General features: G+C 60.4%; 10 protein-coding genes. 1 reads left to right on the forward strand and 9 read right to left on the reverse strand.

Annotated features, from left to right (window positions below; all coding sequences use genetic code 11):
• Positions 1-77: 77 nt before the first annotated feature.
• Together MOP87_RS13130 and htpG are read right to left on the reverse strand one after the other, a co-directional pair.
• Positions 78-803 carry a dienelactone hydrolase family protein gene (locus tag MOP87_RS13130; protein WP_027916289.1) on the reverse strand — a complete coding sequence of 242 codons (726 nt, stop codon included), beginning with the start codon at positions 801-803 and terminating at the stop codon, positions 78-80.
• Between the two features lie 64 nt (positions 804-867).
• Entirely contained in the window at positions 868-2772 is a 1905-nt protein-coding gene (htpG, locus tag MOP87_RS13135) for a molecular chaperone HtpG (RefSeq protein ID WP_059183789.1), read from the reverse strand.
• Positions 2773-3204: 432 nt separating this feature from the next.
• On the opposite strand from htpG, the gene MOP87_RS13140 reads away from it, so the two are divergent.
• Positions 3205-3480, forward strand: coding sequence for a hypothetical protein (locus MOP87_RS13140; RefSeq protein WP_027916291.1), 276 nt, complete (start codon positions 3205-3207; stop codon positions 3478-3480).
• A gap of 66 nt (positions 3481-3546) precedes the next feature.
• On the opposite strand, the gene MOP87_RS13145 is transcribed toward MOP87_RS13140, so the two are convergent.
• The 7 genes from MOP87_RS13145 to MOP87_RS13175 all read right to left on the reverse strand — a co-directional run bounded on the left by MOP87_RS13145 (position 3547) and on the right by MOP87_RS13175 (position 14101).
• Entirely contained in the window at positions 3547-4296 is a 750-nt protein-coding gene (locus tag MOP87_RS13145; RefSeq protein WP_028686596.1) for a DUF599 family protein, read from the reverse strand.
• Between the two features lie 236 nt (positions 4297-4532).
• Positions 4533-5846, reverse strand: coding sequence for a branched-chain amino acid transport system II carrier protein (gene brnQ / locus MOP87_RS13150; RefSeq protein WP_027916293.1), 1314 nt, complete (start codon positions 5844-5846; stop codon positions 4533-4535).
• A gap of 406 nt (positions 5847-6252) precedes the next feature.
• Positions 6253-7137, reverse strand: a complete 885-nt coding sequence (gene sucD / locus MOP87_RS13155; protein WP_004376004.1) for a succinate--CoA ligase subunit alpha — start codon at positions 7135-7137, stop codon at positions 6253-6255.
• On the reverse strand, positions 7137-8303 hold the full coding sequence (gene sucC, locus MOP87_RS13160) for an ADP-forming succinate--CoA ligase subunit beta (protein ID WP_023533614.1): 1167 nt from the start codon (positions 8301-8303) through the stop codon (positions 7137-7139). The genes sucD and sucC overlap by 1 nt, the downstream gene beginning before the upstream one ends.
• Positions 8304-8475: 172 nt before the next feature.
• Positions 8476-9912 carry a dihydrolipoyl dehydrogenase gene (gene lpdA, locus MOP87_RS13165; RefSeq protein WP_027916294.1) on the reverse strand — a complete coding sequence of 479 codons (1437 nt, stop codon included), beginning with the start codon at positions 9910-9912 and terminating at the stop codon, positions 8476-8478.
• A gap of 94 nt (positions 9913-10006) precedes the next feature.
• Positions 10007-11227 (reverse strand): 2-oxoglutarate dehydrogenase complex dihydrolipoyllysine-residue succinyltransferase, encoded by a 1221-nt coding sequence (gene odhB / locus MOP87_RS13170; RefSeq protein WP_140174158.1) that lies wholly within the window; start codon positions 11225-11227, stop codon positions 10007-10009.
• Between the two features lie 42 nt (positions 11228-11269).
• Entirely contained in the window at positions 11270-14101 is a 2832-nt protein-coding gene (locus MOP87_RS13175; RefSeq protein WP_023533567.1) for a 2-oxoglutarate dehydrogenase E1 component, read from the reverse strand.
• Between the last annotated feature and the right edge of the window lie 53 nt (positions 14102-14154).

The raw sequence follows: 14154 nt of genomic DNA on the forward strand, positions 1-14154 counted from the left end.
AGACCTGCACGCGCAGCGTGCGGTTCGCCAGCCTTGCCATCAAAGCAGGGCTGGCAATCGCTGCGGCCACCTGCGCGCTAGCGCTGGAATACCTCGGCCAGCAGGTTGTGCATCGCGCGGAAGGCGCGCTCGGACGTGCGCCGGTCATACTGCGTCTTGCCGGGCACGTTGGCATCCGGGTCGGTGAACGAATGCACCGCCCCGCCATAGCTGACCAGTTGCCAATCGACCTTGGCGGCGTTCATTTCGTCTTCGAATGCCGGTAGCTGCTCTTTGGGCACCAAGGGATCGGATGCGCCATGCAGCACCAGGACCGAGCCCTTGATGCGTTTGGCATCCTCGGGGTCAGGCGTGTCCAGCGTGCCATGGAAGGAGATCGCTGCACGAAGATCAGCCCCCGCACGCGCCAATTCGAGCGCGCAGCAGCCCCCAAAGCAGAACCCGAAGGTAGCCACCTTGCCTGGGCTCAGTGGCGCCTTGGACTGACCGAGCAACTGGGCAAGGGCACCTTCCATGCGCCTGCGCAACTCGCCGCGGTCGTTTTTGAGCGGCATCATTGCTGCGCCCGCTTCATCGGCATTCGCCGGGCGAACGGTCTGCCCATAGAGATCGACGAGCAGCACCACATAACCTTGCGCTGCCACCTCCTTGGCGATGCGCTCGGCCCCTTCGGTCACGCCCATCCAGTTGGGCGCCATCACCAGGCCAGGTCGACCCAGGGCGCCGGGCTCATAGGCCAAACGGCTTTCGAAGGTCTTGCCGGACAGGTGGTGGATCAAAGATTCGACGACTACCTTACTCATGCTGTACTCCTCAGGCTGCACCATGAAAAAAGCCCGCCGAAGCGGGCTTTAGCCATACGTCAATTCAAGCAGACAACTCGACCAACAGCTTGTTCAGGCGCCGCACATAGGCTGCGGGATCCTTCAGGCTATCACCGGCTGCCAGCGCGGCCTGGTCGAACAGGATGTGCGACAGCTCGGCGAAGCGGTCCTCACTCTGTTCGTGATCGAGCTTCTCGATCAGCGGGTGGGTTGGGTTGAACTCGAAGATAGGCTTGGAATCGGGCACTTTCTGGCCGCTGGCTTCCAGAATCTGGCGCATTTGCAACCCCAGGTCCTGCTCGCCGATGGCCAGGATGGCTGGCGAATCAGTCAGGCGATGGGAGACACGCACTTCGGCGACGTTTTCGCCCAGTGCGGTTTTCAGGCGCTCCACCAAGCCTTCCTTATCCTTGGCGACTTCTTCCTGGGCCTTCTTGTCTTCTTCGCTATCAAGTTTGCCCAGGTCCAGATCGCCACGGGCCACATCCACGAACGCCTTGCCGTCAAATTCGTTCAGGTAGCTCATCAGCCACTCGTCGATGCGGTCGGTCAGCAGCAACACTTCGATGCCTTTCTTGCGGAAGACTTCGAGGTGCGGGCTGTTCTTGACCTGCGCGTAGGACTCGCCGGTGAGGTAGTAGATCTTGTCCTGCCCTTCCTTGGCGCGGGCCAGGTAGTCAGCCAGCGACACACTCTGCTCGCCGCTTTCGTCCTGGGTGGACGCGAAGCGCAACAGGCCAGCGATCTTTTCCTTGTTGGCAAAGTCTTCGGCCGGGCCCTCTTTCAATACCTGACCGAAGTTTTTCCAGAAACTCTTGTACTGCTCGGGCTCGTTCTTGGACAGTTTTTCAAGCATGTCCAGCACGCGCTTGGTCAACGCGGTCTTCATCGAATCGATGATCGGGTCTTTCTGCAGGATTTCCCGCGACACGTTCAGCGACAGGTCGTTGGAGTCCACGACACCCTTGATGAAGCGCAGGTAAAGCGGCAGGAACGACTCGGCCTGATCCATGATGAACACGCGCTGCACGTACAGCTTCAAGCCGCGCGGGGCTTCGCGCTGGTACAGGTCGAACGGTGCACGGGCAGGCACGTACAGCAGCGAGTTGTATTCGAGCTTGCCTTCGACCTTGTTATGGCTCCAGGCCAACGGGTTTTCGAAGTCATGGCCGATGTGCTTGTAGAACTCCTGGTATTCCTCGTCCTTGATCTCGGTACGCGGACGGGTCCACAGGGCGCTTGCACGGTTGACGGTTTCCCACTCTTCGGCTGGCTGCTCTTCGCCTTCGGCGGCTGCCTGCTCCTTGGGCAACTGGATTGGCAGGGCAATGTGATCGGAATACTTTTTGACCACGTTGCGCAGGCGCCAGCCATCGGCGAATTCCAGCTCGTCTTTTTTCAGGTGCAGGACAATGCGGGTGCCGCGCTCAGGCTTGTCGACGGTCGCAACTTCGAACTCGCCCTCGCCCTTGGACGACCAGTGCACGCCTTCGCTGGCAGGCTGGCCTGCACGACGGCTGTAGACATCGACCTGATCGGCCACGATGAATGCCGAGTAGAAGCCCACGCCGAACTGACCGATCAGGTGCGAGTCTTTCTTCTGATCGCCGGTGAGGTTCTTCATGAAGTCGGCAGTGCCGGATTTGGCAATGGTGCCCAAGTGAGCGATGACGTCATCGCGGGTCATACCGATGCCGTTATCCTCGAGGGTGACCGTACCGGCCTCCTTGTCGAAGCTCAGGCGAATCTTCAGGTCGGCATCGCCTTCGAGCAGTTCAGGCTTAGCCAGCGCCTCGAAGCGCAGCTTATCGGAGGCGTCGGAGGCGTTGGAGATCAGTTCGCGCAGGAAGATCTCCTTGTTCGAGTACAAGGAATGGATCATGAGGTGCAGCAGTTGCTTTACCTCGGTCTGGAAGCCCAGCGTTTCTTTTTGAGTCTCCACGCTCATGTTCTTCAAACTCCGATCAGATGACAGTGGTCGCCAAGCGGCACAATGGCTGCGTTGGCGGCGGATGTCATGCAGATGGGGGCTGCCAAATCGATTTCAAGGGCCTGCATGGTTCGATCTTCAAATCCGAGCGGGTCATGGCGAGCCGCTGTGCCGCCCTGCTTGCCGCGGGCGGTGTAACGTTTCCGGGTTAGGACGGGCGTCGATACAGACACAGCAAAGAGCCATGCATGTTCGTACCTCGCGTACATTGTGATACCGGCTAAGTGGCAGTTGCCCGCAACGGATAACCCGCCTTAGTGCGAAACACTCGCCAGGGCCGGAAGTTCAGTTTCAAGATATTTAATATCTGTGTACTGACGGTGGAACTAATCCAGCAGGCCCCGACTCGAAGCATCAAGTCAACTTATTCCACCAAGGAGAGACACCCTCATGCGTAAACCATTTGCTTTTGCTCTGATGCTGGCTGCTGCCATGGGCCTGGCTGCTTGCGATAAAGCGAGCGAAGACAAAGCCCAGGACGCACAAGAACACCGTGAAGAAGCCCAGGAGAAGATGGGTGACGCACAGGACAAGATGAACGACGCTGCCAAGGAAAACGCCGAAGCTGCCCAAGACCAGGCCGAAGCCAATCGTAAGGCTGCCGAAGAGGCTTCCCCAGCCACTCCAGCAACCACCACGACTCCGGCCGATCCTGCCAAGCAGTAATCGAACCGATCAAAAAACCCGACAATGTCGGGTTTTTTTATGCCTGTCATTCATGGACTAATCGTTTCAGTTAGGCACAGTGGACTGGGAGGCATGCACCTCACCTGTCGAACTTTCGGTGGGGGTGAATACCATGACGTCAAGCACGTCCGAGTGGAACTCGCGGCGATAAAGAATCAGCACAACCCCTACACTTACCGCCATGAACAACCAGGGGTTGATAAACCAGCTCAACATGGCCATGCCGAAGTAATAGGCGCGCAGCCCGAAGTTGAATTGGTTGGCAGCCAACGACAACACCCTGGCCGCCCTCAAGGCAAAGGCCTTGCGTTCTAGTTCGCTGACCTGGCGCTCGCCGATCATGGGCGCCGAGCCCACCAAGACAGCAGCGAAGTTGTATTGACGCATGCACCAGCTGAACGTGAAGAAGGCATACACGAACACCGTGGCCAGGCACAGCAACTTGATCTCCGACATCCCTTGGGAGGCCTGCTGTACCAACGGCAGGTCGGCCAGCAACGACAACGCGCGGTCGGAAGCTCCCAGCACCGTCAGGATACCGGCGAGAATGATCAGGGTGCTGGAGGCAAAAAACGAGGCGTTGCGTTCCAGGTTGCCGATCACGCTGGCATCGGCAATGCGGTTGTCACGCAGCAGCATCCTGCGCATCCAGTCCTCGCGATACAAATGCAGCACGCTGGCCAGGCATGCAGTGTCCCGCCCCTTCCAGATGGCATAGCGCGTATAACCGCCCCAGCACAGCACGAACCAGCATGCCGCTATGAGGTTATTGAGATTACTCAGGATGAAGTTCATGCAGAGATCCGTAGGTGCCATGTGCCGAAAGCATAAAGACCGTCTTTCGACGCTGGCAAGCCGCAAAAGGCACGCAAACTCCGAAGAATAATTTCCAGGGCGGTTCGCTTGCGGCGTTTGGCAGGGTGCATGCGAACAAAAGCCCCGCATCCTTGCGAATGCGGGGCTTGCGCTGCCAAGCGGTGGGTCCAGCATCCCATGGCTTGTGGCCAATGCCGGACCTTGTGCTTAGCGACTCATGCCATGGCCTGACGGGGCTTGCCGAGCATGCGATCGCATACCACTGCACCCACCAAGGTCACCACCGACGGCACCAGCCAGGCAAGGCCCTGATCGCTCAACGGCAAGTGCGCCATGAAGTCCGGGAGCACGTGGGCAATGCTGCTGCCTTTAACGGCATCGACCATGCCGAACAGCAACGAGACCAGCATTACCGGGCCAAGGATGCGCGTTGGCGAGTTCCACAGGTCGTTCACGAAGCTCAACCCCACCACGACGATGCACGGCGGGTAGATGGCGGTAAGCACAGGGATCGAGAACATGATCAGCTTGGTAAGCCCCAGGTTGGACACCAGAAGCGAGAAGCCCGCCAGGATCACGACCAGTGCGCGGTAGGACAACGGCAGGATCTGGCTGAAGTACTCGGCACACGCGCAGGTCAGGCCCACGGCAGTCACCAGGCAGGCCAGCGCGATCAACACGGCCAGGAAGCCGCTGCCCAGCGAGCCGAAGGTATGTTGCACATAGGCGTGCAGCACGGCCGCACCGTTGCTGGCCCCTGCCGCGATTTCGTGACTACCGGCGCCCAGGCGGAACAGGCTGATGTACACCAGCGCCAGACCAACACCGGCAATCAGCCCGGCAATGATGGCATAGCGGGTGATCAACTTGGGCGACTCAACGCCGCGCGAGCGGATGGCGTTGACGATGACGATGCCAAATACCAGCGCCCCGAGCGTATCCATGGTCAGGTAGCCGTCGGAGAAGCCCTTGGAGAACGCAGCAGCAGCATAGGCAGGCTGCGCCTCGCCAATGGTGCCCGCTGGCAATGCGAATGCCGCGATGCCAAGCACGGCCAGCGCGATGATTTTGAGCGGTGCCAGGAACCGACCCACGGTGTCCAGCAGCTTGCCAGGGTACATCGACACCGCCAGCACCACGATGAAGTAGACCAGGCTGTAGATGAACAACGCCAGCGGGCTTTCACCCGTCAACGGCGCCACACCCACTTCGAACGATACCGTCGCGGTACGCGGTGTTGCGAACAAGGGGCCGACCGACAGGTAGCAAACGGCTGCCAGCAGGCCACCGAAGAACTTGCCAATCGGGCTGCTCAGCGCATCCATGCCGCCGCCTACCTTGGCCAGGGCGACCACGGTGATCACAGGCAGCCCTACCGCCGTGACCAAAAAGCCCAGCGCAGCCATCCATACATGCGGGCCGGATTGCAGGCCGACGATGGGCGGGAAGATGATGTTGCCAGCGCCTACGAAAAGCGCGAACGTCATAAAGCCAAGCGCCAGGATATCCTGGCCTTTAAGAACTTTCATTTGAGGTAGTACCACACTGCTGAAATCGGGATTCGTGAGGGGATTTCCCCATGGGTGAGGGAAATGCTGCCCGGCTTGGTAGGCCAGACCCGTTTAGCGTGTCGTTCCCTTTTGGGGCACGGGCACAAAATAGTCGCGTAGATTAACCGGTTTACCCTTCAAACGCACTGGCACAGTGCGTGTTGTCCGATGTGCGTACGCCATTGTCGTCTGCGTGAACGGAACGATCGGTATTATCCGCTGGCTGAACACGGCGTATGTACGAAAATTCCTATCACAGCCATCGAAAAAACCTAATCGCTTTACCCCTACCCTGCCGCGCAAAGCTTCGTCAGATGAAGCAGCCCCCTGATACGACAAAGGCCACCCGAAGGTGGCCTTTGTGCGCGTGGGGGGTGCAGCGGTATTACTTCTTCACTTCCCAACCGGTCAGCTCGGCCAAGGCCTTGCCGATGTCGGCCAGCGAACGCACGGTTTTGACACCTGCGTCCTGCAGGGCTGCGAACTTCTCGTCTGCAGTGCCCTTGCCGCCGGAAATGATGGCGCCAGCGTGGCCCATGCGCTTGCCCGCAGGTGCGGTAACACCGGCGATGTAGGAAACGACAGGCTTGGTGACGTTGGCCTTGATGTAGGCTGCGGCCTCTTCTTCAGCCGAACCGCCGATCTCACCGATCATGACGATCGCTTCGGTCTTCGGGTCTTCCTGGAACAGCTTCAGGATGTCGATGAAGTTGGAGCCCGGGATCGGGTCACCGCCGATGCCGACACAGGTCGACTGACCGAAGCCGGCGTCGGTGGTCTGCTTGACAGCTTCGTAGGTCAGGGTGCCGGAGCGCGACACGATACCGACCTTGCCTGGCAAGTGAATGTGGCCAGGCATGATGCCGATCTTGCATTCGCCGGGCGTGATGACGCCTGGGCAGTTAGGGCCGATCAGGGTCACGCCCAGCTCGTCGCACTTGACCTTGGCGTCCAGCATGTCCAGGGTCGGGATGCCTTCAGTGATGCACACGATCAGCTTGATGCCGCCGAACGCCGCTTCAAGGATGGAGTCCTTGCAGAATGGCGCTGGTACGTAGATGACCGAAGCATCGGCGCCGGTCGCCTCGACGGCTTCCTTGACGGTGTTGAACACCGGCAGGCCCAGGTGGGTGGTGCCACCCTTGCCTGGGGTGACGCCACCGACCATCTTGGTGCCGTAGGCGATGGCTTGTTCGGAGTGGAAAGTACCTTGCGAGCCGGTGAAGCCCTGGCAGATGACTTTGGTGTCTTTATTGATCAGGACGCTCATTACTTGCCCTCCGCAGCTTTGACAACTTGTTGAGCAGCGTCGGTCAGGCTGGTTGCAGCAATGATGTTCAAACCGCTTTCTGCCAGTACTTTAGCGCCCAGTTCGGCATTGTTGCCTTCAAGGCGAACGACGACCGGAACCTTGACGCCGACTTCCTTCACCGCACCGATGATGCCTTCGGCAATCATGTCGCAGCGAACGATGCCGCCGAAGATGTTGACCAGAACGGCCGCGACATTGCTGTCGGACAGAATGATCTTGAACGCTTCGGTAACGCGCTCCTTGGTAGCACCGCCGCCCACGTCGAGGAAGTTGGCTGGCTTGCCGCCATGCAGGTTGACGATGTCCATGGTACCCATGGCCAGGCCAGCACCGTTGACCATGCAGCCGATGTTGCCTTCCAGGGCAACGTAGTTCAGTTCGAACTTGGCAGCGTGGGCTTCACGGGCATCGTCCTGGGACGGGTCGTGGAAGGTTTTCAGCTTCGGCTGACGGTACATGGCGTTGGCATCGATGTTGATCTTGGCATCGAGGCAGTGCAGGTCGCCGTCGGCCTTGATCACCAGCGGGTTCACTTCCAGCAGGGCCAGGTCGTGATCCTTGAACAGCTTGGCCAAGCCCACGAAGATCTTGGCGAACTGTTGAACTTGCTTGCCTTCCAGGCCCAGCTGGAACGCCAGCTCACGACCTTGGAACGGCTGAGCGCCGACCAGTGGATCGATAGTGGCCTTGAGGATTTTTTCAGGCGTGTCGTGCGCGACTTTCTCGATGTCCACACCACCTTCGGTGGAGGCCATGAACACGATGCGGCGGCTCGAACGATCGACCACAGCGCCCAGGTACAGCTCTTTGGCGATGTCGGTGCAGGATTCGACCAGAATCTTGGAGACGGGCTGACCGTTGGCATCGGTCTGGTAGGTGACCAGATTCTTGCCCAACCACTGTGCAGCGAACGCCTTGGCGTCTTCCTTGCTGCGAACCAGCTTGACGCCGCCCGCTTTACCGCGACCGCCAGCGTGAACCTGGGCTTTGACGACCCACTCGTTCCCGCCGATCTTGTCGCAGGCTTCTGCCGCTTCTTCAGGGGTGTCGACCGCGAAACCCTTGGAAACTGGCAGGCCGTACTCAGCGAACAGCTGCTTACCCTGATACTCGTGAAGATTCATGCTTTTTACCGTCTTCGTTAGGTACTGCGCTTCGGCGCTGCGCCATCACTGGCGCCGCACCACCTGTGACCGTTGACCCCGGGTTATCCCATGTGATCCGGTCCGGCGGACTTTCCGCGGTGAGTCATGCACGCAAGACTCACGACGGGCAGCCCGCCGTGGTTTCTTATGATTAACGCTTCTTACGGTTGGCGACGTGAATGGCACCGCCATTCACCGCCAGCGCTGCTTCATGCAACGCTTCGGACAGGGTTGGATGGCTGAAGACCATCATGCCCAGGTCCTCGGCACTGGTGCCGAATTCCATTGCGATTGCGCCTTGCTGTACCAGTTCGGCAGCCGATGGGCCAATCACGTGCACACCCAGTACGCGGTCGGTCTTGGCATCGGCGATGACCTTGACGAAACCACCGGTGTCGTTGGCTGCCATCGCACGGCCGCTGGCCGCGAACGGGAAGGTGCCCACGTTAACCTCAACACCCTCGGCCTTCAAGGACTGTTCGGTCTTGCCAACCCACGCGATTTCCGGGTGGGTGTAGATGACCGATGGGATCAGATCGTAGTTCATCTGGGCCTTGTGACCCTTGATGCGCTCGACGACCATGATGCCCTCTTCCGAGGCCTTGTGCGCCAGCATCAGGCCACGCACCACGTCACCGATGGCGTAGACGCCCGGCACGCTGGTTGCGCACTGGTCATCGACGTAGATGTAGCCACGCTCATCAATGTTCACACCGCTGTCGGCAGCCAGCAGGTCGGTGGTCACTGGACGACGGCCCACGGCAACGATCAGCTTGTCGAAGGTGATCTTCTGCTCGCCTTCGGCGTTGGTGTAGGTCACCTCGACTTCGTCGCCGTTCACCTTGGAACCGGTGACGCGCGCACCCAGCTTGATGTCCAGGCCCTGCTTGGTCAGGACCTTCTGGGCTTCCTTGGAGACGGCGCTGTCGGCAGCCATCAGGAAGGTGTCCAGGGCTTCGAGCACGGTCACTTCCGCGCCCAGACGCGCCCATACCGAACCCAGTTCCAGGCCGATCACGCCAGCGCCGATCACGCCAAGGCGCTTGGGCACGGCTTGGAATTCCAGGGCGCCGGTGGAGTCGACGATCACGTTCTGGTCGACCGGAGCCGGCGGAATGTCGATCGGGCGCGAGCCGGAAGCCAGGATGACGTTATCCGCTTCGATGACTTCGCTGGTGCCGTCGGCCTTGGTCACTTCGACCTTCTTGCCCGCCAGCAGCTTGCCGTGGCCCTGGATGGAGGTCACGCCGTTGGCCTTGAACAGGGTAGCGACACCGCCGGTCAGGTTCTTGACGATGCCTGCCTTGCGGCCAACCATCGCCGGTACGTCCATCTTCACTTCGCCAGTGGAGATACCGTGGACATTGAAGCTCTCTTTGGCTTCCTTGTATTTCCAGGAGCTGTCCAGCAGCGCCTTGGAAGGAATGCAGCCTACGTTGAGGCAAGTGCCGCCCAGGGCCAGCTTGCCCTCGGCGTCGGTGTACTTCTCGATACAGGCAGTCTTCAGACCGAGTTGGGCGGCCTTGATAGCAGCTACATAGCCGCCAGGACCGGCACCAATCACTACCACGTCGAATTTCTGGGTCATAAAAGATTCCTTGTTAGCTCAAGCGGCCGCTGCAAGCCGCAAGACAGACAGGCTTCGATCTGAAGCCTGTCGCTCGCAGCTTACAGCCGCGCGATTAGATGTCCAGCAGCAGGCGGGACGGATCTTCCAGCAGGTTCTTGATGGTCACCAGGAAGGTTACCGCTTCCTTGCCGTCGATCAGGCGGTGATCGTAGGACAGTGCCAGGTACATCATCGGGCGAATCACCACTTGGCCATTGATGGCCATTGGGCGCTGGATGATGTTGTGCATGCCCAGGATCGCGGCTTGCGGTGGGTTGACGATCGGCGTCGACATCATCGAACCGAAGGTACCACCGTTGGTGATGGTGAAGGTGCCGCCGGTCATTTCTTCGATGGCCAGCTTGCCGTCACGGGCTTTCTTGCCGAAGGTGGCGATGCCGTTCTCGATTTCGGCCAGGCTCATGGACTCGGCGTTGCGCAGTACCGGAACCACCAGACCACGGTCGCTGGAGACAGCCACACCGACGTCCGCGTAACCATGGTAGACGATGTCGTTGCCGTCGATCGAGGCATTGACTGCAGGGAAGCGCTTGAGCGCTTCGGTCGCAGCCTTGACGAAGAACGACATGAAGCCCAGGCGCACGCCGTTGTGGGTCTTCTCGAACAGGTCCTTGTACTTCGAACGCAGGGCCATGACTTCAGTCATGTCGACTTCGTTGAAGGTGGTCAGCATGGCCATGTTGGACTGGGCTTCGACCAGGCGCTCGGCGATCTTGGCGCGCAGACGGGTCATCGGCACACGTTTCTCGGTACGATCGCCAGCGGCGGTCACGACCGGTGCCGCTGCAGCTGCGGCAGGCTTGGCCGCCGGGGCAGGCGCCGACTTCTTGTTGGCAACGGCAGCGACCACATCTTCCTTGGTCACGCGACCGCCTTTACCGGTACCCGAGACGCTGGCCAGGTCAATGCCATTTTCTTCTGCCAGCTTGCGGGCAGCAGGGGCAGCGACCGGGTCGTCTTCACTGGCGTCGGCAGCAGCGGCAGCCGGTGCGGCGGCCTGGGCAGGCGCAGCAGCCGGTGCAGCGGCAGCAGCGCCGCCTTCCACGATCGAACCCAGCACTTCGTCGGACAGGACGGTGTCGCCCTCGCCCTTGACGATGTCACCCAACACGCCGTCGGCAGTGGCCAGCACTTCCAGGACGACCTTGTCGGTCTCGATGTCGACGATCAGCTCGTCCCGCTTGACGGCGTCGCCTGGCTGCTTGTGCCAGGTGGCAACGGTGCCGTCGGCAACCGATTCCGGGAAGGTTGGGGCTTTGATCTCGATAGCCATTATCAGTGTTTCCTTAAATTCGGTTTCAGATGCGCGAAGGCGTTAAACGGTGAACGCGTCTTGCAGCAGTCGTTCCTGCTGCTCGGCGTGCTTGGAAGCGTAACCACAGGCTGGCGCGGCAGAAGCCTCGCGACCGGCGTATTCCAGGTTCAGCGCCTTGTTGTGGCGGCCCAGGATACGGCGCATGTGGTGCTGGCTGCTGTACCAGGCACCCTGGTTCATTGGCTCTTCCTGACACCAGACCGCATGCTTGAGGTTGGTGTACGGTGCCAGGATTTCGACCAGGTCGTCTTCCGGGAACGGATACAACTGCTCGATACGCACGATCGCAATGTCTTCGCGGCCTTCGGCACGACGTTTTTCCAGCAGGTCGTAGTAGACCTTGCCACCGCACAGCACCAGGCGCTCGACCTTGGCTGGATCGAGGGTGTCGATCTCCGGAATGACGGTCTGGAACGAACCTTCCGCCAGATCTTCCAGCGTCGAGACGGCCAGCTTGTGACGCAGCAGCGACTTGGGCGTGAGCACGATCAGCGGCTTGCGCAGCGGGCGAATGACCTGACGACGCAGCAGGTGGTAGATTTGCGCCGGCGTGGTCGGCACGCACACCTGAATGTTCTGCTCTGCACACAGCTGCAGGTAACGCTCCAGGCGTGCCGAGGAGTGCTCGGGGCCCTGCCCTTCATAACCGTGAGGCAACAGCATGGTCAGGCCGCACAAACGGCCCCACTTGTGCTCGCCACTGGTGATGAACTGGTCGATGACCACTTGCGCACCGTTGGCGAAGTCGCCGAACTGGGCTTCCCAGATCACCAACGCGTTGGGCGTGGTGGTGGAGTAGCCGTACTCGAATGCCAGTACCGCTTCTTCGGACAGGAAGGAGTCGTACAGTTCGAAGCGTGGCTGGCCCGGGTACAGGTTCATCAGCGGTACGTAGGTGCTGGCGTCCTTCTGGTTGTGCAGCACCGCGTGACGGTGGGAGAAGGTACCGCGGCCGATGTCCTGGCCGGTCATGCGGATCGGGTGCCCTTCGAACTGCAGCGTGGCGTAAGCCATGGTCTCGGCGTAGCCCCAGTTGATCGGCAGGCCACCGGCTTGCATCTTCTGGCGATCTTCGTAGATCTTGGCAACCTGACGCTGGACCACGAAACCTTCGGGCAGCTCCAGCAGTTTGGCCGACAGCTCCTGCAGGGTCTTGAGGTCGAAGCGGGTGTCGTGGCGAGCCGTCCAGGCGTGACCCAGGTAGGGGCGCCAGTCCACGAACAGCTCGCGGTTCGGCTCCTTGACCAGGCTCTTGACCACATGCAGACCGTTGTCCAGCGCGCTGCGATAGTCGTCGATCTTGGACTGGGCGCGCTCGGCATCGATGCGGCCTGCCTGGATCAAGGCTTCTGCGTACAGCTCGCGGGTGGTGCGCTGCTTGGTGATCTGCTGGTACATCAGCGGCTGGGTGCCGTTGGGCTCGTCGGCCTCGTTGTGACCGCGGCGACGGTAGCAGACCAGGTCGATGACCACGTCACGCTTGAACTGCATGCGGTAGTCGACGGCCAGCTGGGTGACGAACAACACGGCTTCCGGGTCGTCGCCATTGACGTGCAGGATCGGCGCCTGAATCATCTTGGCCACGTCGGTGGCGTACTCGGTCGAGCGCGCATCGAGCGGGTTACTGATGGTGAAGCCGACCTGGTTGTTGATCACGATGTGCACGGTACCGCCGGTCTTGAAACCGCGGGTCTGCGACATCTGGAAGGTTTCCATCACCACGCCCTGGCCTGCGAAGGCCGCATCGCCGTGGATGGAGATAGGCAGCACCTTGTCGCCGACGCTGTCGTTGCGGCGGTCCTGACGGGCGCGCACCGAGCCTTCGACCACAGGCGACACGATTTCAAGGTGGGACGGGTTGAATGCCATGGCCAGGTGGACTTCGCCCCCCGGGGTCATCACGTTCGAAGAGAAGCCCTGGTGATACTTCACGTCACCGGAGCCCAGCTCGTTCATCTTCTTGCCTTCGAACTCGTCGAACAGCTCGCGCGGGTTCTTGCCGAAGGTATTGACCAGCACGTTCAGGCGACCACGGTGGGCCATCCCGATGACGACTTCCTTGGTGCCGTAGGAGCCGGAGCGCTGAATCATCTCGTCCAGCATCGGGATCAGGCTTTCGCCACCTTCCAGGCCGAAACGCTTGGTGCCTGGGTACTTGGTGCCCAGGTATTTCTCCAGACCTTCGCCTGCGGTGACGCGCTCGAGCAGGTGGGACTGCACGTCGGCGGAGAATTCAGGACGGCCTCGCACGCTTTCCAGGCGCTGCTGGAACCAGCTGCGCTGCTCGGAATCGACGATGTGGGTGAACTCGGCGCCAATGGTGCGACAATATGTCTTCTGGAGCGCATCGAGGATGTCGCGTAGGCTCGCCTCCTCTTTGCCGATGAACAGGTCGCCGGCACGGAAGGTCGTATCAAGATCGGCATTGGTCAAGCCGTAGTGATTGATCGACAGGTCTACGGGCGCAGGGCGCTGCCACAACCCCAAGGGGTCAAGCTTGGCAGCCTGATGGCCGCGCATACGATAGGCCTGGATCAGTCGCAGCACTTCAACCTGCTTCTTCTCGTGTTCACTGCTCACGCTCCCGGCAGATACCGGCTGGGCGCGGCGCTGGTTCTTTGCCAGCAGTACGAAATGATCGCGGATCGTGGAGTGCGATACGTCGGTAGCGGTGCTGCCGTCGGCGGGCAACTTCTGGAAGTAGGTGCGCCACTCTTCTGGCACAGCGTTAGGGTCGTGCAGGTAGAGTTCGTAGAGCTCTTCCACATATGCAGCGTTACCACCTGAAAGGTGGGCGCTTTCCCACATGCGCTGCATCACGCTTTCTTGCATGCTTGGTCACCCTCGATTAGGGGACTGATCGGCGAGAGCCATGAAACCTGGAA

The organism is Pseudomonas sp. I3-I5 (assembly GCF_022699445.1).
In the GTDB taxonomy this organism is placed as follows: Bacteria; Pseudomonadota; Gammaproteobacteria; order Pseudomonadales; family Pseudomonadaceae; genus Aquipseudomonas; species Aquipseudomonas fulva.

Coding starts and splice junctions, on each gene's coding strand:
- MOP87_RS13130 (WP_027916289.1), bottom strand. CDS start 803: ATGAGTAAGGTAGTCGTCGAATCTTTGATCCACCACCTGTCCGGCAAG.
- htpG (WP_059183789.1), bottom strand. CDS start 2,772: ATGAGCGTGGAGACTCAAAAAGAAACGCTGGGCTTCCAGACCGAGGTA.
- MOP87_RS13140 (WP_027916291.1), top strand. CDS start 3,205: ATGCGTAAACCATTTGCTTTTGCTCTGATGCTGGCTGCTGCCATGGGC.
- MOP87_RS13145 (WP_028686596.1), bottom strand. CDS start 4,296: ATGAACTTCATCCTGAGTAATCTCAATAACCTCATAGCGGCATGCTGG.
- brnQ (WP_027916293.1), bottom strand. CDS start 5,846: ATGAAAGTTCTTAAAGGCCAGGATATCCTGGCGCTTGGCTTTATGACG.
- sucD (WP_004376004.1), bottom strand. CDS start 7,137: ATGAGCGTCCTGATCAATAAAGACACCAAAGTCATCTGCCAGGGCTTC.
- sucC (WP_023533614.1), bottom strand. CDS start 8,303: ATGAATCTTCACGAGTATCAGGGTAAGCAGCTGTTCGCTGAGTACGGC.
- lpdA (WP_027916294.1), bottom strand. CDS start 9,912: ATGACCCAGAAATTCGACGTGGTAGTGATTGGTGCCGGTCCTGGCGGC.
- odhB (WP_140174158.1), bottom strand. CDS start 11,227: ATGGCTATCGAGATCAAAGCCCCAACCTTCCCGGAATCGGTTGCCGAC.
- MOP87_RS13175 (WP_023533567.1), bottom strand. CDS start 14,101: ATGCAAGAAAGCGTGATGCAGCGCATGTGGGAAAGCGCCCACCTTTCA.